The following is an 18,598-nucleotide window of genomic DNA, read 5'->3' on the forward strand; positions in this document are numbered from 1 at the left end:
GGCCCGTCGTCGGCTGCGTGCCGGAACGCGGCGCCGTTCCCCTCAATGCCCCATCGCCGGCCCCGCGCCCTTCTTCGGCTTCGTGATCCACACGAGCGCCGCGAGCGCGATGAACACGCCCGCCGACAGATGGAAGAAGTCGTTGGTCGCCATCATGAAGCCCTGCTGCGTGACGAGCTGGTTGAGTTGCGCATTGGCCGTCTGCCCGACGATGCCGAGCTGCGCGAGCGCGCCCTGATAGTCGGTCGTGTTCTGCGCGTAGACGCTCACCGATTCCGACAGCCGCGCATGATGGTAGATCGCGTCGTTCTCCCAGAACGTCGAGCTGGCCGCGGTGCCGATCGCGCCGGACAGCGTGCGCAGGAAGTTCGACAGCCCCGACGCGCTCGCGAGCCGCTCGTCGGAGATGCTCGACAGCGTGATCGTCGTCATCGGCACGAAGAAGCACGCGACGCCGATGCCCTGCACGAGCCGCGGCAGGATCACGTGGTTGAACGGCACGTCGAGCGTAAACGTCGCGTTCCACAGCGACACGCCCGCGAACACGATGAACGCGAAGCTCGCGACCATCCGCAGGTCGAGCCGGTGCATGTTGCGGCCGATCAGCGGCGACAGCACCAGCGCGAGCAGCCCGACCGGCGCGGTCGCGAGGCCCGCCTTGCCGGCCGTGTAGCCCATCACCGTCTGCAGCCACAGCGGGAAGATCACGACCGAGCCGAAGAACGCCATGAAGCCGAACGAGATGATCAGCGCGCCGAGCGCGAAGTTGCGGTCCTTGAACAGCGACAGGTCGACCACCGGCTCCTTCTCGGTCGCCTCCCACACGAGCATGAACGCGAGCGACACGACGGCGATCAGCGCGAGCGCGACGATGAACGACGAGTTGAACCAGTCGCGGTCCTTGCCGAGGTCGAGCATCATCTGCAGGCACGACACGCCGATCACGAGCAGCGCGAGGCCGATCGCGTCGATCCGCTGCTTCGACGTCTTCGTTTCGCGGCCGCGCAGCAGGAAGTACGCGCAGGTCGCCGAGAACACGCCGATCGGCAGGTTGATGTAGAAGATCCACGGCCACGTGTAGTTGTCGCTGATCCAGCCGCCCAGCAATGGGCCGAAGATCGGCGCGACGATCACCGTCATCGCCCATAGCCCGAGCGCGAGCCCGCGTTTCGCGGGCGGGTAGCTGCGCATCAGGATCGTCTGCGACAGCGGCACCATCGGCCCCGACACGAGGCCTTGCAGCAGCCGGAACGCGATCAGCGTCTCGAAGTTGGTCGCGAGGCCGCAGAGCGCCGACGCGATCGTGAACGCGAGCACCGACAGCGTGAAGAGGCGCACCTCGCCGACCCGGCGCGCGAGCCAGCCGGTGAGCGGCACCGCGATCGCGGACGCGACCGAGTACGACGAAATCACCCACGTGCCTTCGCTCGTCGCGACGCCGAGGCTACCCGAGATGGTCGGCACCGCGACGTTCGCGATCGACGTGTCGAGCACTTCCATGAAGGTGCCGAGCGCGAGCCCGACGGTCAGCAGCGCGAGTGCGCCGCCGGTCAGCGGCGCGGGTTCGGCGGCGGGGGAGGGGGCGGATGCCGTGGTGGCGGACATCGGAATCTCCTAGACGCGGCGCGCGCGACGCGCCGGCACAACGCACGGGCGCGCGACGCAGCGCGGCCCGGCCGGGTGGAATGAAAAAGGGAAAAAGCGGAGCGCGTGCCTCGTCATCTTCTGCCCAGACAGAGAAATAAGCGAATGCTTAACCTAGACATGAGGGCTCCGCGCACATCAGCAGTCGGGTTCGTCGGGCTTCGGGCAGCCGGTCGAGCCGGGCCCGTTGGCGATGAAACGCTGCAGCAGGCCGGTGAGCGTCGCCAGTTCGTCGGCCGAAAAGCCCTCCAGTTGCGCGTTGAGCGCGGTCGCGACCAGCGACGGCAGCGCGCGGGCGGCTTCGAGGCCGCGCTCGGTCAGCGTCAACTCGATCATCCGGCGGTCCTGCTCGCTGCGCGCGCGTGCGATCAGCCCCTTGCGTTCGAGCCGGTCGAGCATGCGCGTCATCGAGCCGCTGTCGTACGACATCTTGCGGGACAGCTCGAACGGCGTGCGCGCGTAGCCGCGCGACAGCAGGAGGATCACGCCGATCTGCTGCGCGGTGAGGTCGAGCGGCTCGAGCGCGCGATCCATCCGCTCGACGAGCGCCTGCTTCGCCTTCGACAGGTAATAGCCGAGGCTCGTTTCCAGCGCGATGTTCTCGGGATCGTAGAGGCCGCCGGTCATACGATTGCGCGCGCAGCAATAGTGCGTTTCGGGTTAAAACGCGCCCAGTATCTTGAAAAATGATTGCTTAGTCAATATTATTTGAGTCAACCAGTTACGACGTGCATGTTGCACTGCCGGAGACTATGTTCTGACCGATTGGCCCGCGCTGCCGGGCACCCGAGGATGTTCGCGATGCTGTTCCTGAAAAATGCCGCCGGCGCGCTGCGCCGCAACCTGACCGATACCGCTCATCATGTGTTCTCCGGGCCGCACCGCGGCTGGAAGATCGCGCTGTACGTGACGATGCTGGTCGTGCCTGGCGGCTCGCTCGCGGCGCTCGGGTTCGCATGGTTCGATCATCGCCGGCAGCGCAACGCGAAGGGCGGCGCCCGCCGTACGAGCCAGCCGGCCGCGACGGAGCCGTCGACATGGCGGGCCGCCGCCGAACCCGTCCCGGTGCCCGTGCGCTGCCACTGACGCTGCACCGCTCCCGCCGCTCTCCGCACGATCCTGTCTGATCGCCGGCCGCGTCACGCGCGGCCGGTGTCGTACGCCCGTTCGCACGCCCGTTTTCCCGCAAGCCGGCCGTAATGGCCGGTAAACCGGCCGGCCGCGCCGGTAACACATTCGAGCTGTCGCCCACCGTACCCTTAGGGCTGCGCAGCTTTCCCGCCGTCAGTTACCATTTGTCCGCCAGCGGCATGACGACCGCATCGCGCGGCGCCGCTCGCCGGCCGTCACGCCCAGACAGGAAAACCACCATGCCGTACGCCCCCCTCCCGCGCGCCGTTCGCCCGCTGAGCGCCGCCGTCGCCATCGCGACGGCCGTGCTGCTCGCCGGCTGCGCCGTCGGGCCCGACTATCACCGGCCCGACACGTCGATCCCCGCCGCCTTCAAGGAAGCGCCGGCCGGCTGGAAAGTCGCGCAGCCCGCCGATCGCGCCGACCGCGGCCCGTGGTGGACGGTCTACAACGATCCGCAGCTCGATGCGCTGATCGGCAAGCTCAACGCGTCGAACCAGACCATCGCGCAATCGGCGGCCGCCTACCGGCAGGCGCGCGCGCTCGTCACCGAGGCGCGCGCCGCGTATTTCCCGACCGTCGGGCTGACCGCATCGGGCTCGCGCGCGCGGACGCCGCGCACGTCGCTGTCGTCGGGTTCGTCGTCGAATTTCGGCAGCGGGTCGACCGGGTCGATCAACAACAGCTACAGCGTCGGCCTCGACGCCAGCTGGGAACCCGACCTGTGGGGCAAGGTGAGCCGCACCGTCAGCGCGCAGCGCGCCGGCGAAGCGGCCGCCGCGGCCGATCTCGCGAACGCGCGGCTGTCGCAGCAGGCGCTGCTCGCGCAGACCTACTTCCAGTTGCGCACGTCCGATGCGCTGCAGAAGCTGCTCGACGACACCGTGCAGTCGTACCAACGGTCGCTGCAGCTCACGCAGAACCAGTACGCGCAGGGCGTCGCCGCGCGCGCGGACGTGATCCAGGCGCAGACGCAGCTGCAGAGCGCGCAGGCCGCGCAGATCGACAACGGCGTCGCCCGCGCGCAATACGAGCATGCGATCGCGACGCTGATCGGCGAGCCGGCATCGACCTTCTCGCTGCCGCCGAACCCGCTCGCGGCCGAGCCGCCGATCACGCCGGTCGACGTGCCGTCCGCGATCCTCGAGCGCCGGCCCGACATCGCGGCGGCCGAGCGCCGCGCCGCGGCCGCGAACGAGCAGATCGGCGTCGCGATCGCCGCGTTCTTCCCGACGCTCACGCTGTCGGCCACCGGCGGCTTCCAGAGCTCGGTGTGGTCGCAGCTGTTCACGCTGCCGGCGCGCTTCTGGACGGTCGGCCCGCAGCTCGCGGCCACGCTGTTCGACGCGGGTCTGCGCGCCGCGCAGACCGATGCGGCGCGCGCGACCTACGACCAGGACGTCGCCGCCTATCGGCTCGCGGTGCTCACCGCGTTCCAGGACGTCGAGGACAACCTCGCGTCGCAGCGCATCCTCGCGCAGGAAATCGACGTGCAGCGACAGGCCGTCGACAGCGCCGAGCACGCGCTCGCGATCGTCACGAACCAGTACAAGGCCGGCACGGTCGCGTACCTGAACGTGCTGACCGCGCAGACCACCGCGTTCACCGCGCAGCAGAAGCTCGCGACGATCGCCGGGCAGCGGATGGTGTCGTCGGTCGGGCTCGTGAAGGCGCTCGGCGGCGGCTGGAACGTATCGGAGATGGCGCGCGAGAACGGCGACATGGCGGCGCCGGCGCCTTTGCCGGCGTCCGGTGCGACCGCGCCCGCGGCCACCGCACCGTCGCCCGTCGCGCCGCTCGCGCAGAAGTAGGAAGGAAAGCGGGCGACGCGCGCGTTCAGCGCTGCGCGTCGCCAAAGATCAGCGATACCTGGTTGTTGCCGATCGGGTGGCCGAGCAGGTTCAGCAGCCCGGCGAGGTTCGCCTGCTGCTCGGGCGCCGCGTGCGCGGTGCCGCGGAACGAACCCTGGCCGGGGCCGAAGCTGCCGTGCCCGTCGAGGAACAGCGGGCCCTGCGTCGTCGACAGGTCGAGATCGGCGCCCGCGCCCTTCGCCTGCAATACCGCGCGGTACGAACCGAGCGGCTTCACGCGCGACACGCGCGAACTCATCGAATCGATCGTCACCGTCAGCTGACCGAACGCGTTGTTGCCGATCAGCCGCCAGTCGCTCCAGCCGAGCCGCACGTCGCCCTGCAGGTCGAGCGTGTTGAACGGCGTGCCGAGCCCCGTGAGCAGCGACGCAGGCACGGCCATCGTGCCCGCCGACAGCACCGCGCCGCGCCACGTCGCATCGAGCGTGACCGCGTCGGGCATCGCTTCCGTCTGCCGCATGCGCATCTGCACGCGCCCGGTCAGCAGCGGCCAGAAGCGCGTGGTCCATTCGACCCGGCCCGGCAGCAGCGTCGCCGCGCTCTGGTCCGCGCCCGGCGCGAGCATCAGCGTGCCCGAGCCGTGCCACAGCGACCCGTCCGGATCGACGAGATTCACGTGGCCGCCGGTCGCCCGCGCGAACTGCGGCGCGATCCACGCGGCCGGCGCGAGCGCGACGAGCGTCACCGCCGTCGCCAGACCGCCTGCCAGCACCCACGGCAACACGGCGACGAGCCGTCTCACCCACGGCCGCATCGGCCGGCCTTCGTTTGCGTCATCCACAGCCGTCATCTATTTCTGGACGGAAGGTTGCATCACGGCCGTCAGGTCCACCTGGCCGTCTTCCTTCAGCGCCGTCGCATGCGCCTCGCCGACCTGCACCTTGAACTGCCGGCGCGCATCGTCGAGCCACTGGGTCCATGCCGGGAACGACACGTTCTTCATCTGGATCTGCACGCCGTTGCCGACGATCTGCACCTGCGCGCCCTGCAGCCCGTGATCGGACAGCGATGCAGTGAGCGCATCCTTCAGCGCGAGGCCGGTCGGCGCGACACCCTGCGCGGCGGCGGCCAGCGACTTCGCCTCGTTCGCCTGCGCGGTCATCTGCGCGAGTTCGTGACGCATCGTCGGCAGCTCGCGCTGGATCCGCGCACGGCCTTCCTGCGCGGGCGACCACAGCACCGAATACGCGATCGCGACCGCTAGCACGGCGCCGCCCCAGCCGAGCAGCGTCTTCTCGCGCGGCGTGCGCTCGCCCCAGAACTGGGCCAGCGTCTGGTTCAGTTGTTCGGTTTTCATGAGCGGCTCCGGATCGTCCATTTGCCCGTGTTGCTGTCGACTTCGCCGGACAGTCCGTTACGCGCGAGGCGCTGCGTGAAATCGGGATCGACCTTGACCTCCGGCTTGAAGCCGACGTCGAGCCGCCGGTCGTGATAGTCGAGCGACGCGATGCCGTTCAGCGGCAGCGCGCCCATCGAACGCGACAAACCGCTCGACAACGCGAGGAAATCGTTCGGCGACAGCTCGCCGGCCGCGAGCCGAAGCTGGTCGAGCTGGCGCTGCATCTGCGCGGGCGGATCGAGCACGGTGGTCGTCTTCGGGAACGCGGACAAGAGCGTCTCGGTGATCTGCGCGGACAGCGCGTCGCGCTCACGCGACAGCTTCCACCAGTGCAGGTTCATCCCGATCACCGCGACGCCGAGCGTCGCCGCGGCCAGCGCGATCGGCACGCGCAGGCGCTTCACCGTCGCGCGGTCGAAGCGCCACGGCTGCGACTCGAACTCGAACTGGCACAGATCGAATGGCTCGGTCAGCGCCCGGCGCGCGAACGTGTCGAACGACAGCGGCGCGGCGCCCGGCAGCAGCGGCGCGTCGGTGCGGCCGACCGACGCGAGCCGCGGCTCCGCGCCCGGCTCGCCGAGTTCGTACAGTTCGACGTCGCCGCCGCCCGCGAGCGCGGCCAGCGTGCCGGCCGCGCGCGATGCGGGCGCCGCGAAGCCTTCGCCGAGCGCGCCGCGCGCGACCGCCAGCTCGAGGCGCGGCGCACTGGCCGTCGCCGGCAGCGCGCCGGCTTCGACGAGCACCGGTTCGACCGCCGTCGCGAGCCCGAGCACCGCGGCGACGGTCGCCGGGCGGGCAGGCGGCTCGGTGACGTCCGCGACGAGCGCGGCGGCGTCGGTCGGCTCGCCGTCGGCCGGCACGGCGGAGGCCGCGTGGGCCGACGCACGCGGCGCCGGCAGGCAGCGGGTCGCGGGGACCGCGCTCAGGTGCCGGTGACCGGCCGCGGTGAACGCGTCGCAGATCGTGCGGAACCACGCGCGATCGACGACGGCCAGCACGCGGCGTCCGTCGGGCAGCGCGGCCGGATCGAGCGCGATGTGGCAGCCGAGCGGGTCCTGGATCAGTTGATCCTCGACGATGTTGGGCAGCGCCTGGCGCAGCTTCGGCCCCTTCAGCGGCGGCACCGTCGCGGCCAGCAGCAGCACGTCGCGCGCGGCGACGATCAGCACCGTCGCGTTCGCGCGCGGCAGCAGCGCGAGCGCGGCGCGGCCCGCGCGCTGCACCTGGCCGGCCTTGTCGACGAGCGTGAACGGCAGCTCGGGCCACTGCCATTCCTGCAACGGCACGGCAGGCTCGCGCGGCGGCAAAGAAACAATCAACGTGCTCACAAGAGCTCCTCTCCCGATTGGCGTCGTTATAGCTGGTCGCGGATGCGCACGACCCGCGTCGAGTGCGTGGTCGGATCACGATACACGAGCGAGGTGCGGTCGACCTCCGCGCGTTCGTGCTGGATCCGGCCATGCACGATGAAATAGCTCGAATTGACGTCGACGAGGCTCGAGTCGATCGTCACGTTCGGCGGCGCGCCGGCGCCGCGCAGCGCGAGCTGCACGTCGCCGACGTTCCGGAAAAACACCGTCTCGCGGCGCGACACGAGCGCCTGCGCGGACGACACGCTCATCCCCGGTATCAGCGCCGCGATCACTTCGGCCGGCGCGGTGTTCATGTTCACGGGCGTGGTAGTCGGCAGCACGGTGACGAACGGGCGCAGCCGCGCGACCATCTCGGGCGTCACGCCGTCGACGTCGAGCAGGCTGTCGACGCGCGTCATCATCAGCGGCGCGGGCCCGCGGTCGCCGCCGGCCATCCCGGGATCGTCGGTGAAGCCGCTGCCTTGCATGTCGCCGCTCGTCACCGGCGCGGTCGCGGCGTTCGCCGCGGTGCCACCGCCGCCGGGCAGGTTCGGCATCTGGAACCGCGTGGCCGAATGCAGCAGGCCCGCGCGCACCTGCAGCGCGATGCGCTTCGCGAACGCGCTGTCGTAGCCAAGCGTCGTCAGCAGGCGCTGGAACGCCTGCATCTGCGTGACGTTCAGTTGCAGCACGCCGGGCGCCGGCGACGACACGAGGTTGCGCAGGTTGAACTTCGCCTGCGCGTCCTCGATCGAGCCGGACAGGTAGGTGTCTTCGGCGTCGGTGTCGTTGGGCGCGCCGATTCGGCCGAGGAAATCCGACAGTTTGGTCTTCGCGATCGGCACGCCCCAGATCCCGCCGAGATACGTGATGCCGGGCGCCGTATCGCCTTCGGAGCGCAGGATCATCCGGGTCCAGTCGAGCGCGCCGCGCGCGACCCACTGCGCCTGCGCGATCACGCGCTGGTTCTCGATCCGGCGGATCTGCACCTGCTGGCGCCACAGCATCCCCGACACGAGGATCGCCGACAGCGCGACCACGAGCAGCGCGGTGATGATCGCGGCGCCGCGCTGACGGCGGGCAGGCATTCGGTGGAGTGGGCGCGCACGCATCGTCATTCCCCGACGAGGAAGATGCGCGTGACCGGCACGCGCAGCGACGTCGCGCCGATGCTGACCTGCAGCCCGGTCACCGCGCGCGCCGGCGGCGCGTTGCCGATCTGCGGCACCTTGAGCGCGTCGTTGTTCTGCGCGAGCGCTTCGTCGGCCGTCTGCAGGTTGGTGGTCCAGCCCACGCGCGGCACGTACAGCTTCGCGTCGATCGCGCCGACGCCGCCCATCAGCGCGACCCAGCTCCAGCCTTCGACGCTGCTGTCCTTCAGCATGGTGCGCAGCCGGTTCGTGTCGTCGATCGGCGGCGACGCATAGCGCACGACGCGCCCGCCGGCGATCCGGTAGCGAACCACCTGCAGCCGCGGCGCGACGCCCGGCACGTCGAGTTCGCGCACGATCTGCAGCGTATTGCCGGCGACGCCGATCGCCGGCTGGCCGGCTTCGTCGTCGGTCGCGGCGAGCCGCGCGTCGATGCGCATCTGGTCGAACATCTGCGCGAACACGCGCTCGTCTTCCATCGCGGCCGCGACCTTGTCGCGACCGCGCATGATCTGGTCGAGCCCGCGCCACGCGAGGATCGCGACCACCGCGAGGATCGCGATCGCGATCATCAGCTCGATCAGCGTGAAGCCGCGGGTGGCAAGGCGCGCCGGGCGGGCGGACGGGCGGCGCATCGGCGCGTCAGAGCGGACGGCTGGTTTCATTCGCGACCACCGTCACCATCTGCGCGAGCACGCCGGCGCGGCCAGGCATGCTCACCGAAATCCGCACGCGCCGGAACACCGGATTCGGCGTGGTGCTCACGCGCTGCGTGCAGACCAGCTGCACGTTGCCTTGCGAGCAGTCGAAACTCTGCTCGCCGACTTCCGGCCACGCATGCGTGAGCCGCAGCTGCGCGAGCGCGTTGTCCGCGCTCCAGCCGGCGAGCAGCCGGCGATGCAGGTCGGACGCATTGGTCGCCATCGTGCCGACCGCACGGATCGACGCGGCGAGCGCGACCGCGATGATCGCGAGCGCGACCAGCACCTCGATCATCGTGAAGCCGCGGGATGAAGAAACGGGGAAGGGCAGGCGACGACGCATCGTCATTGCACCTCGTAGCGGCCGTTGCCGGTGCCGACGATCGTCGCGCTGCCGGCGGCCGAATGCAGCGTCACGCGCACGGGCGTGTCGATGCTCTCGGTGCCGAACACGACTCGGCTCGCGCGCGTATCCGACCCCGGGTAATCGATGTCCGCGCCGGTGACGCCGCCATCCCAGTCGCGCGGGCGCAGCAGGTCGTCGCGCAGCGTGCGCCAGCCGTCGGGCGAGCTCACGTCGAACTGGAAGCCGTGCGCGGTCGGCTGCCATGCGATCGGCCGCGCACGCACCTGCGCTTCGTCGCCGGCCGTCTCGAACAGCAGCGCGATGCGCTGCGCTTCCTCGCGCAGGTCGGTGCGCGGATTGCGCGTCAGCGACAGCGACGCGAGCGACACCAGCAGCCCCGCGATCACGAGCACGACCAGCATTTCGAGCAGCGTGAAACCGCGCGCGCGACGCCGCGCCGCGCGGTGCTTCATCGAGCCGCCATCGGCACCTGCCGGTGCGGACGGCACCGCACCGCGACGCACACGGCAATCGCGGCCGCAGCGGGAGGTCGTGCGAATGGCGAGCATGAAGAACGGGAATGAAGCGTCGGGGCGATCAGCGCCGGCTTATTGCCACGAGCCGATGTCGGAGTCGTTGCTTTCGCCGCCTTCCTTGCCGTCGGCGCCGTAGCTGAACACGTCGATCTCGCCGTGCACGCCCGGGTTCAGGTACTTGTACCCGTTGCCCCACGGATCGTTCGGCAGGCGCTCGAGATAGCCGCCGTCCTTCCAGTTGTTCGGGATCGGATCGTTGGTCGGCTTCTGGATCAGCGCGTTCAGGCCCTGCTCCTGGGTCGGATAGCGGCCGTTGTCGAGACGATACAGCTTGAGCGCCTGCATGATCGTGCCGATGTCTTGCTTCGCGGCGATGCGGCGCGCCTCGTCCGGGCGGCTCATGATCTTCGGCACGATCAGCGCCGCCAGGATCCCGAGGATCGCGACCACCACCATGATCTCGATCAGCGTGAAACCGCGCTGACGACGCACGGCCGCGTTGCGGCGAGTGATCCACGTTTGCATGACTGACTACCTCTTTCCAAAAAATGTCGTCGATTGAGTGACGCACCCGGCGCACCGGACGATTGCCTGACGGCAACCTTCCGGACCGGCGGGCGCGGAGCACGCATTGTAAGGCGCGCATCGCCGAGGGCTTTCACTCAACGCAAATTTCACATACATCCGTACAATAGCGCGCATGAACGCGCTCTCGATCCGGATCCTTTCCCTCGCCCTCTTCGCGGGTTTGTGCGCGACGGCCACCTACTGGGTCGTCACGCTGTCGGCCCGCGAAGCGCCGCTGCCCGCCGCCGCCGCGCGGCTGCCGATCCGCACCGAGGACGCCGCGGCGCTCTTCGGCGGCCAGCTCGACAAGAATCCCGTCCAGGACATCCACCTGTTCGGCATTCTCGCGCTCGACCACGGCGGCGCCGCGATCGTCGGCGTCGGCGGCGAACCGCCGCGCGCCGTGTCGCTCGGCGCGGACGTCACGTCCGGCGCGAAGCTCGCCGAAGTCCGCCCGCGCTCGATCATCATCGACCGCAACGGCGCCCGCGCCGAAATCCAGCTCCCGGCGAACACGCCGTCCCCCGCGATCTACATGCGCTGAACGATGGCGGCCCGGCAAACGGGCCGCAGCGTCACTGCACCATGTTGTTCAGCTCGATGATCGGCAGCATCACGGCCAGCACGATCACCAGCACGATGCCGCCCATCGCGAGGATCAGCAGCGGCTCCAGCAGGCTCGTCAGGAACATCGTGCGGCGCTCCAGCTCGCGCGCTTCGCCTTCGGCCGCGCGGTCCAGCATCGTCGTCACGTCGCCCGTCGCTTCGCCCGAACGGATCAAGTGCACCAGCACCGGCGGAAACGTCTTCACGTTGTTCAGCGCGCGCGACAGCGCGGAGCCTTCGCGCACGCGCACGATCGCATCGTCGATGTTCGCGCGCATCGCGCGGTTCGACAGCGTCTCGCCGGCCGCCTGCAGCGCGCGCAGGATCGGCACGCCGGCCGCGGTGAGGATGCCGAGCGTGCTCGCGAAGCGCACCGTGTTGTAGCCGCGCACGAGCTTGCCCGCGAGCGGCGCGGTCAGCACCCAGCGATCGAACGCGAGCCGGGGCCCCGCGCGCGACAGCGTCGCCTTCACGAACCACACGGCGAGCGCGACCGCGATCAGGATCGCCCACCACCAGTGCCGCACGAACTCCGACAGCGCCATCATCACGACCGTGAGGATCGGCAGCTGCTGCTTCGTGCTCGCGAACACGTTGACGACCTGCGGCACGACGTAGCTCAGCAGGAACGTGACGATGCCGAACGCGATCAGCGTGACGATGCCCGGATACGTGAACGCCAGCAGGATCTTCTGCTTCAGCGCATTGCTCTGCTCGATGTAGTCGGCGAGGCGCGACAGCACGATGCCGAGCTTGCCGGTGTGTTCGCCCGCCGCAACCAGCGCGCGGTAGATTTCCGGAAAATCGCGTGGATGCTGGCCCAGCGCATTCGCGAGCGAATGGCCGCCGAGCACTTCGGCGCGGATCGCGGCCATCAGTTCGCGAATGTAGTCGCGCTCGGCCTGCTCGGTCAGCACGCCGAGCGCCTCGTCGAGCGGCAGCCCGGCGATCAGCAGGCTCGCGAGCTGGCGCGTGAGGATCGCCTGTTCGCGCTGCGACAGCTTGCGGCCGAACGCGAGCCGCTGCGAACGCGCGCCGCGCGTCGCGCTCGCGGCCGGCTCGACGACGAGCGGCGTAAGTCCCTGCGTGCGCAGCTGGCCGCGCGCGGCACGCGCGCTGTCGGCATCGATCACGCCTTTCTGCGCGCGTCCCGCCGCATCGATCGCTTCGAAACGGAATGCCGGCATCGCGCTATGCGCCTCCCGTCACGCGCAGCACTTCCTCGAGCGACGTCGCGCCGGACGCGAGCCAGCGCTCCGCGTCGTCGCGCAGCGTGCGCATGCCTTCCGCGCGGCCGGCGGCGAGGATCTCGGCATCGGCCGCGTTGCGGTGGATCAGCGTGCGGATCGACTCGTCGACCAGCAGCAGTTCGTAGACCCCGCGCCGGCCCGAATAGCCCGAATGCCCGCACTTGTCGCAGCCGACCGGATGCCACACGGTGCGGCCTTCCTCGTGCCGCTCTTCCTTGCAGACGGGGCAGAGCTGGCGCACCAGGCGCTGCGCGAGCACGCCGAGCAGCGACGACGCGAGCAGGTACGGCTCGACGCCCATGTCGGTCAGGCGCGTGACCGCGGACGCCGCATCGTTCGTGTGCAGCGTCGCGAGCACGAGGTGGCCCGTCAGCGACGCCTGCACCGCGATCTGCGCGGTTTCGAGGTCGCGGATTTCGCCGATCATGATCACGTCCGGGTCCTGGCGCAGGATCGAGCGCAGCGCGCGGGCAAAGGTCATCCCGATCCGCTCGTTCACCTGCGTCTGGCCGATGCCGGCGAGGTCGTATTCGATCGGGTCCTCGACGGTCATGATGTTGGTCGTCGCGGTTTCGAGCCGCGACATCGACGCGTACAGCGTGGTCGTCTTGCCCGAACCGGTCGGGCCGGTGACGAGCACGATGCCGTGCGGGCGGCCGATCAGCTTGTCGAACTGCACGAGCGTGTCGCGGCCCATCCCGAGCGCTTCGAGGTTCAGGCGCTGCGCGTCCTTTTCCAGCAGACGCAGCACCGCGCGCTCGCCGTGCCCGGTCGGCAGCGTCGACACCCGCACGTCGACCGGCCGGCCGCCGACGCGCAGCGTGATGCGGCCGTCCTGCGGCAGGCGCTTCTCCGCGATGTCGAGCTGCGCCATGATCTTGATCCGCGAGATCAGCGCGCCATGCAGCGCCTTCTTCGGGCGCACGACGTCGCGCAGCGTGCCGTCGACGCGAAAGCGCACGACCGACGCATTCTCGAACGGCTCGATGTGGATGTCCGACGCCTGTTCGCGCGCCGCTTGCGTGAGCAGCGCGTTGATCATCCGGATGATCGGCGCGTCGTCTTCCGATTCGAGCAGATCCTCGACTTCGGGAATGTCCTGCATCAACCGCGACAGGTCGACTTCGCCTTCGACCTCGCCGACCACCTGCGCGGCGCTGCCGTCCTGGCGCGCGTACGCCTGGTTGATCGCCTGCGCGAGCTCGTCGGCCGGCACGCGATGCACGGCGATCGAGCCGAAGTTGCGCGCGATCTCCGCGAGCGCGGCATCGCTCGTGCGTTCGCTGATCCACACCTCGAGCGTGTCGTCGAGCTGATGCGCGATCAACACCTGGCCGCTCTTCGCGAAGCCGTACGGCAGCAGGCGCGCGGCGAGCGGCGACGGCGGCTGGCGTTCGCCCGGCGCGCCGTCGTGGGCGGAAGACGCGAGCACGTCGCTCACTGCGAGGCTCCTGGTGCGGTGGTCAGCGGCTGGGCCGGCACCGCCTGCTGCGGCACGCCCTGCGGCTGCGCGGGCGTCGCTTCCGGCAACGGCTGGGCCGGCACCGGCGCGACCTGGCGCTGCAACTGCTGGCGACGCATCTTGTCGAGATCGAACAGGTTGCCGGCCGGCGTGCCGCCCTGGCTCGGACCGATCGGCATCGGCGGGACGACCGGATCGTCCTTGTCGCGGATCACGTTGTTGTCCGACTTGTACGCGCCCGTCACACCCTGGATGTAGTCGTAGCGGTTGGCCGTGACTTCCTGCGCGGTGCTGCGATCGGAAATGATCACCGGGCGCAGGAACACCATCAGGTTGGTTTTCGCGCGCACCTTCGATTCCGAACGGAACAGCTGGCCGATCCACGGAATGTCGCCGAGCAGCGGCACCTTGCTGTTCGACACCTGGTAGTTGTCCTGCATCAGGCCGCCGAGCACGATGATCTCGCCGTTGTCGGCCAGGATCGTCGACTGGATCGAGCGCTTCGTGAAGGTCGGGCCGGTCTGCGCGTTGGTGGTGCCGCTGACGACCGCCGAATCCTCGGTGTAGAGCTGCAGCTTCAGGATCCCGCCGTCGGTGATCTGCGGCTTCACGTGCAGCGTCAGGCCGACGTCGCGACGGTCGTAGGTATTGAACGCGTTGCTGGTCGTGCCGCTCGTCAGGTTCGAATACGAGCCGGTCGCGATCGGCACGTTCTGGCCGACCACGATCTTCGCTTCCTCGTTGTCGAGCGTGATCAGGTTCGGCGTCGACAGCACGTTCGCGTCGCTCACGCCCGCGAAGTACTGCAGCAGCGCGCCGAGCCCCTGCACGCCGAACATGTTGTGCAGCCAGCCGATGTTGAGCCCCTGGGACAACTGCCCGAGGTTGGAGGCCAGTCCGCCGCCGGTGATCCCGCCGGCGGCGTTGGCCACCCCACCGGCCGTCAGGTTGATGATGCTGTTGCCGAGGCCCAGCCCGGGATTCAGGTTCGTGCCGCCGAGGAACTGGCCGCTCGCGACCTGCCACTGGATGCCGAGGTTGCCCTGCGTCGTCGAGTTCAGCTCGACGATCAGCGCTTCGATATAGACCTGCGCACGCCGCGCATCGAGCTGGTCGATCACCGAGCGCAGGTTCCGGTAAACCGGATCGGACGCGGTGATGATCAACGAGTTGGTGGCCGAGTCGGCCTGGATCATCCCGCCCGGCTGGTTGTCGTCACCGCTCTTGTCCTTGTCGCCGCCGAGCAGGCCGCCGCTGCCGATTCCGCCGCTGGACGACGAACCGCTGCCGTAGGACGACGACGACGAGCCGCCCAGGCCGCCCGACGGCAGCGGCGGGGTGCCGGACGTGCCGGTCGAGAAGTTGCCGCTCGCCGACGAACCGCCGTTCTGGTTGAAGCTGTTCGCATCGTTGGACGACGCCGACGAGCCGCTGTCGTTGCCGCCCTTGCCGAGCATCCCGCGCAGCGTCTTCGCGAGCTTCACCGCATCGGCGTTGCGCAGCGGCACGACGTGCATGTTGCCGGGCACCGCGCTCGGCGCGTCGAGCTGCAGCGCGAGACGTTTCGCGGCCGCGAGGCGCGATCCGTTCGATGCGCGCAGCAGCAGCGAATTGGTGCGCGGGTCGGCCGTGACCGACACCTTCAGCGTCGCGTCGCTGTTGCCGATCGCACCCGGGTCGAGCATCTTCTGCATCTGCGCGGCGAGGTCGATCGCGTTCGCGTTGCGCAGCGTCACGACCTGCACCTGCGCGCCCGCGGCGCTGTCGATGCCCGAGATGATCTGCGCGATGCGGCGCACGTTGTCCGCATAGTCGGTCACGACGATCGTGTTGTTCGCCGGGTAGGCCGTCACCGTGTTGTTCGGCGAGATCAGCGGCCGCAGCACCGGCAGCAGGTTGTTCGCCGATTCGTTGTGCAGCTCGAACACCTGCGTGATCACCTGGTCGCCACGCGCCTGCGGCGCATTGCCGACGTAGGTCGGCACGCCCTGCAACTTCGCGTCGGCTTCCGGCACGACCTTCAGCACGCCGTGATCCTGCACGAGCGCAAAGCCCTGCATGCGCAGCGCCGACTGCAGCGTCTTCAACGCCTGGTCTTCCGGCACCGGCCGTTCGGCCACGAGATTGAGCTGCCCCTTCACGCGGGGGTCGACGATGATGGTCTTGCCGGTCGCGGCGCCGATCGCTTTCGCGACCTGGTCGATATCCGCATTCACGAAATTGAGCGTGACCTGAGCGTAGGCGGCCTGCGAGACGATGATGCCGGCCACGAGCAGGGTCGTGGCAACACGCCGCATAACGAAGCGATTTCTTGTCATGGATGAATGGGTCGATGCCGGCTCAGGCCACTTCCGGCGGTAGTGCTGGGATCCAAGTCCGAAAGAGGCGACATTAGCAGTTTTTCATGTCCGAAATATCACATTGATCCGAGGACTGTCTCACATACGACATGTGTCCGGCGAACCGTATGCAATATGTAAGGATCCGCGTCGCCCTCCGCATGCCGGCCCTCTCCCTTGTTTTCGCGATGAACCGACACGGAAATGCGGTATAACCGGGCTGCCGTATTCCTGCCTGTCGCAATCTGACGGTCTGCCGGTATGATACGGGCGGCGCGTTTCTCGTCGCACTATTAACAGGCACGGGTTTTCCCGAGCTTCGCGCAATTCCTTTTCGTTTCCGCACGATGAACAGACGGTTCGCTTCGATCGCGTTGATCGCCGCCGGCGCGTGGTTCGCCAGCGGCAACGCACGCGCCGATTGTTTCGACGAAGCGGCCAGATATCAGCAGGTCAATCCGCTGATCCTGCGCGCGATCGCGTGGCAGGAGTCGCGCAACCGGCCCGGCGCGCTGAACAAGAACACCAACGGCTCGGTCGACTACGGCCTGATGCAGATCAATTCGATCCACCTGCCGACGCTGTCGCGCTACGGGATCGGCCGCGACACGCTGATGGAGCCGTGCAAGAACGTGTACATCGCCGCGTGGCATCTCAAGCAGAAGATGAATCGCTACGGCAACACGTGGCAGGCAGTCGGCGCCTATCATTCGGAAACGCCGTCGCTGCGCGACAAGTACGCGCGGCAGATCGCCGGCATCCTGACGCAATGGAAGCTGCTGCCGCCCGCGCAGACCACTCAAGCCGCTCAAGCCGCTCAAGCCGCGCAGTGATTCTGCGCCGCGTCACCGGCCGGCGCCGGGCCGGCCGCGCGCGTTTGATGCACAATGCGGGCTGACGCCGCCGTTTGGCCCGTGCGCGGGCCGATCGCGCCCCGGCAGGGCGCCGCGGCCGCTTTTTCATCTTTTCCGTTGGTGCATATCATCATGAATCCGGCAATGAAACAGCCGTTGCCCGTCACCGTGCTGTCCGGTTTCCTCGGCGCCGGCAAGACCACGCTGCTCAACCACGTCCTCGCGAACCGCGCGGGCCTGAAAGTCGCGGTGATCGTCAACGATCTCGCGGCGGTCAACATCGACGCGTCGCTCGTGCGCGATGCGCAGGCGCTGTCGCACGTCGAGGAACGCCTCGTCGAAATGTCGAACGGCTGCATCTGCTGCACGCTGCGCGACGATCTGCTCGTCGAGATCCGCAACCTTGCATCCGAAGGCCGCTTCGACGCGATCATGATCGAATCGACCGGTATCGCGGAGCCGATGCCGATCGCCGAAACCTTCACGTTCGTCGACGACGACGGCGCGTCGCTGTCGTCCATCGCGCGGCTCGACACGCTCGTCACCGTGGTCGACGCGTACAACTTCCTGCGCGACTACGGCTCCGAAGACGCGCTCGCGACGCGCGGCATCGCCGCGTCGGAAGACGACGACCGCACGCTCGTCGAACTGCTGATCGAGCAGATCGAATTCTGCGACGTGCTGGTGATCAACAAGGCCGACCTCGTCGGCACGGACGATCTCGCGCGCCTGCAGCACATCCTCGCGCGCCTCAATCCGCGCGCGCACCAGGTCGTGTCGACGTTCGGCAACGTGCCGCTCGACGAAGTGCTGAACACCGGCCGCTTCGATTTCGACGAAGCCGCGAACGCGCCGGGCTGGCTCGCGTCGCTCGATCACGATCACACGCATTGCGACGACCCCGACTGCCATGACGACCATCATGCGCACGTGCACGGCGAAGCCGACGAATTCGGAATCGGCAATTTTGTTTACCGCGCGCGCCGGCCGTTTCACCCGGCACGACTCTGGGCGCTGCTGCATCAGGAGTGGCCGGGCGTGCTGCGCAGCAAGGGTTTCTTCTGGCTCGCGACGCGCAACGACATCGCGGGCTCGCTGTCGCAGGCGGGCGGCGTGTGCCGGCATGGCCCGGCAGGCTTGTGGTGGGCGGCGCAGGATCGCGCGGAATGGCCGGACGACGACGAGTTGCTCGCCGAAATCCGCACGGAATGGCTGGGCGATCTCGACGATCGCACGGTCGGCGATCGCCGGCAGGAACTCGTGCTGATCGGCATCGCGCTCGACGCCGACGCGTGGCGCGCGAAACTCGATGCGTGCCTGCTGACCGATGCGGAGTTCGCGCTCGGCGCGGCGGGATGGGCGGCGTTCGACGATCCGTTCCCGGCGTGGGATGTCGATTCGCACGACGACGACGATCACGGCGACACGCAGATCGTGCACGCATGATCG

Annotated in this window: 18 protein-coding genes; 5 read left to right on the forward strand and 13 right to left on the reverse strand. The window is 68.9% G+C overall.

Translation table 11 applies throughout. The annotated features are described in order from the left end of the window. Nucleotides 1–42 precede the first annotated feature (42 nt). Nucleotides 43–1,605, reverse strand: a complete 1,563-nt coding sequence (locus DFS13_RS33585; RefSeq protein ID WP_006491289.1) for a DHA2 family efflux MFS transporter permease subunit — start codon at nt 1,603–1,605, stop codon at nt 43–45. Between the two features lie 177 nt (nt 1,606–1,782). Next, nucleotides 1,783–2,271 (reverse strand): MarR family winged helix-turn-helix transcriptional regulator, encoded by a 489-nt coding sequence (locus tag DFS13_RS33590; protein ID WP_006491271.1) that lies wholly within the window; start codon nt 2,269–2,271, stop codon nt 1,783–1,785. A 174-nt stretch (nt 2,272–2,445) separates the two neighbouring features. Here DFS13_RS33590 and DFS13_RS33595 point away from each other — a divergent pair, with 174 nt between their 5' ends. Next, on the forward strand, nt 2,446–2,730 hold the full coding sequence (locus tag DFS13_RS33595) for a multidrug ABC transporter ATPase (RefSeq protein ID WP_077176516.1): 285 nt from the start codon (nt 2,446–2,448) through the stop codon (nt 2,728–2,730). 284 nt (nt 2,731–3,014) lie between these two features. Then, nucleotides 3,015–4,586 (forward strand): efflux transporter outer membrane subunit, encoded by a 1,572-nt coding sequence (locus DFS13_RS33600; protein WP_069353360.1) that lies wholly within the window; start codon nt 3,015–3,017, stop codon nt 4,584–4,586. Nucleotides 4,587–4,611: 25 nt separating this feature from the next. Here the strand turns inward: DFS13_RS33600 and DFS13_RS33605 are convergent, their stop codons facing one another. From DFS13_RS33605 to gspG, 8 genes are read right to left on the reverse strand one after another with little or no spacing between them, the layout of a single operon-like run. Further along, a complete protein-coding gene (locus DFS13_RS33605) occupies nt 4,612–5,400 on the reverse strand; it encodes a type II secretion system protein N (RefSeq protein ID WP_006491283.1) in 789 nt (262 codons plus the stop codon). Nucleotides 5,401–5,436: 36 nt separating this feature from the next. Continuing rightward, nucleotides 5,437–5,943, reverse strand: a complete 507-nt coding sequence (gspM, locus tag DFS13_RS33610; RefSeq protein WP_006491282.1) for a type II secretion system protein GspM — start codon at nt 5,941–5,943, stop codon at nt 5,437–5,439. Further along, nucleotides 5,940–7,313, reverse strand: coding sequence for a type II secretion system protein GspL (gene gspL / locus DFS13_RS33615; RefSeq protein WP_111442695.1), 1,374 nt, complete (start codon nt 7,311–7,313; stop codon nt 5,940–5,942). Before gspL ends, gspM begins: the two co-directional genes overlap by 4 nt. A 26-nt stretch (nt 7,314–7,339) precedes the next feature. Continuing rightward, nucleotides 7,340–8,449 carry a type II secretion system minor pseudopilin GspK gene (gene gspK, locus DFS13_RS33620; protein WP_060213158.1) on the reverse strand — a complete coding sequence of 370 codons (1,110 nt, stop codon included), beginning with the start codon at nt 8,447–8,449 and terminating at the stop codon, nt 7,340–7,342. A 2-nt stretch (nt 8,450–8,451) separates the two neighbouring features. Beyond that, nucleotides 8,452–9,153 carry a type II secretion system protein J gene (locus tag DFS13_RS33625; RefSeq protein WP_111442696.1) on the reverse strand — a complete coding sequence of 234 codons (702 nt, stop codon included), beginning with the start codon at nt 9,151–9,153 and terminating at the stop codon, nt 8,452–8,454. Continuing rightward, nucleotides 9,131–9,532, reverse strand: coding sequence for a type II secretion system minor pseudopilin GspI (gspI, locus tag DFS13_RS33630; RefSeq protein ID WP_012492988.1), 402 nt, complete (start codon nt 9,530–9,532; stop codon nt 9,131–9,133). Before gspI ends, DFS13_RS33625 begins: the two co-directional genes overlap by 23 nt. 2 nt (nt 9,533–9,534) lie before the next feature. Then, nucleotides 9,535–10,104: a GspH/FimT family pseudopilin gene (locus tag DFS13_RS33635; protein WP_006491630.1), complete on the reverse strand. Its 570-nt coding sequence runs from the start codon at nt 10,102–10,104 to the stop codon at nt 9,535–9,537. Between the two features lie 39 nt (nt 10,105–10,143). Continuing rightward, nucleotides 10,144–10,596, reverse strand: coding sequence for a type II secretion system major pseudopilin GspG (gene gspG, locus DFS13_RS33640; protein ID WP_012492990.1), 453 nt, complete (start codon nt 10,594–10,596; stop codon nt 10,144–10,146). Nucleotides 10,597–10,771: 175 nt separating this feature from the next. Here gspG and DFS13_RS33645 point away from each other — a divergent pair, with 175 nt between their 5' ends. Beyond that, entirely contained in the window at nt 10,772–11,182 is a 411-nt protein-coding gene (locus tag DFS13_RS33645) for a type II secretion system protein N (RefSeq protein ID WP_006496338.1), read from the forward strand. Nucleotides 11,183–11,213: 31 nt separating this feature from the next. Here the strand turns inward: DFS13_RS33645 and gspF are convergent, their stop codons facing one another. The 3 genes from gspF to gspD are packed head-to-tail and all read right to left on the reverse strand — an operon-like array spanning nt 11,214 to nt 16,274. Continuing rightward, nucleotides 11,214–12,431 (reverse strand): type II secretion system inner membrane protein GspF, encoded by a 1,218-nt coding sequence (gspF, locus tag DFS13_RS33650; RefSeq protein ID WP_060213113.1) that lies wholly within the window; start codon nt 12,429–12,431, stop codon nt 11,214–11,216. 4 nt (nt 12,432–12,435) lie between these two features. Beyond that, nucleotides 12,436–13,926 (reverse strand): type II secretion system ATPase GspE, encoded by a 1,491-nt coding sequence (gspE, locus tag DFS13_RS33655; RefSeq protein ID WP_306172258.1) that lies wholly within the window; start codon nt 13,924–13,926, stop codon nt 12,436–12,438. A gap of 5 nt (nt 13,927–13,931) precedes the next feature. After that, nucleotides 13,932–16,274, reverse strand: a complete 2,343-nt coding sequence (gene gspD, locus DFS13_RS33660; RefSeq protein WP_060213111.1) for a type II secretion system secretin GspD — start codon at nt 16,272–16,274, stop codon at nt 13,932–13,934. Between the two features lie 368 nt (nt 16,275–16,642). Here gspD and DFS13_RS33665 point away from each other — a divergent pair, with 368 nt between their 5' ends. Further along, entirely contained in the window at nt 16,643–17,128 is a 486-nt protein-coding gene (locus DFS13_RS33665; protein WP_069353362.1) for a lytic transglycosylase domain-containing protein, read from the forward strand. Between the two features lie 153 nt (nt 17,129–17,281). Beyond that, entirely contained in the window at nt 17,282–18,595 is a 1,314-nt protein-coding gene (locus DFS13_RS33670; protein ID WP_111442699.1) for a GTP-binding protein, read from the forward strand. Nucleotides 18,596–18,598 lie beyond the last annotated feature (3 nt).

It is taken from the genome of Burkholderia sp. 28_3, assembly GCF_003253915.1.
GTDB classification, from domain to species: domain Bacteria; phylum Pseudomonadota; class Gammaproteobacteria; order Burkholderiales; family Burkholderiaceae; genus Burkholderia; species Burkholderia cenocepacia.

What these genes read in the sequence shown, in the direction of transcription:
- DFS13_RS33585 (WP_006491289.1), bottom strand. Translation starts at nt 1,605, where the DNA reads ATGTCCGCCACCACGGCATCCGCCCCCTCCCCCGCCGCCGAACCCGCG.
- DFS13_RS33590 (WP_006491271.1), bottom strand. Translation starts at nt 2,271, where the DNA reads ATGACCGGCGGCCTCTACGATCCCGAGAACATCGCGCTGGAAACGAGC.
- DFS13_RS33595 (WP_077176516.1), top strand. Translation starts at nt 2,446, where the DNA reads ATGCTGTTCCTGAAAAATGCCGCCGGCGCGCTGCGCCGCAACCTGACC.
- DFS13_RS33600 (WP_069353360.1), top strand. Translation starts at nt 3,015, where the DNA reads ATGCCGTACGCCCCCCTCCCGCGCGCCGTTCGCCCGCTGAGCGCCGCC.
- DFS13_RS33605 (WP_006491283.1), bottom strand. Translation starts at nt 5,400, where the DNA reads ATGCGGCCGTGGGTGAGACGGCTCGTCGCCGTGTTGCCGTGGGTGCTG.
- gspM (WP_006491282.1), bottom strand. Translation starts at nt 5,943, where the DNA reads ATGAAAACCGAACAACTGAACCAGACGCTGGCCCAGTTCTGGGGCGAG.
- gspK (WP_060213158.1), bottom strand. Translation starts at nt 8,449, where the DNA reads ATGCGTGCGCGCCCACTCCACCGAATGCCTGCCCGCCGTCAGCGCGGC.
- DFS13_RS33625 (WP_111442696.1), bottom strand. Translation starts at nt 9,153, where the DNA reads ATGAAACCAGCCGTCCGCTCTGACGCGCCGATGCGCCGCCCGTCCGCC.
- gspI (WP_012492988.1), bottom strand. Translation starts at nt 9,532, where the DNA reads ATGCGTCGTCGCCTGCCCTTCCCCGTTTCTTCATCCCGCGGCTTCACG.
- DFS13_RS33635 (WP_006491630.1), bottom strand. Translation starts at nt 10,104, where the DNA reads ATGCTCGCCATTCGCACGACCTCCCGCTGCGGCCGCGATTGCCGTGTG.
- gspG (WP_012492990.1), bottom strand. Translation starts at nt 10,596, where the DNA reads ATGCAAACGTGGATCACTCGCCGCAACGCGGCCGTGCGTCGTCAGCGC.
- DFS13_RS33645 (WP_006496338.1), top strand. Translation starts at nt 10,772, where the DNA reads ATGAACGCGCTCTCGATCCGGATCCTTTCCCTCGCCCTCTTCGCGGGT.
- gspF (WP_060213113.1), bottom strand. Translation starts at nt 12,431, where the DNA reads ATGCCGGCATTCCGTTTCGAAGCGATCGATGCGGCGGGACGCGCGCAG.
- gspD (WP_060213111.1), bottom strand. Translation starts at nt 16,274, where the DNA reads ATGACAAGAAATCGCTTCGTTATGCGGCGTGTTGCCACGACCCTGCTC.
- DFS13_RS33665 (WP_069353362.1), top strand. Translation starts at nt 16,643, where the DNA reads ATGAACAGACGGTTCGCTTCGATCGCGTTGATCGCCGCCGGCGCGTGG.
- DFS13_RS33670 (WP_111442699.1), top strand. Translation starts at nt 17,282, where the DNA reads ATGAATCCGGCAATGAAACAGCCGTTGCCCGTCACCGTGCTGTCCGGT.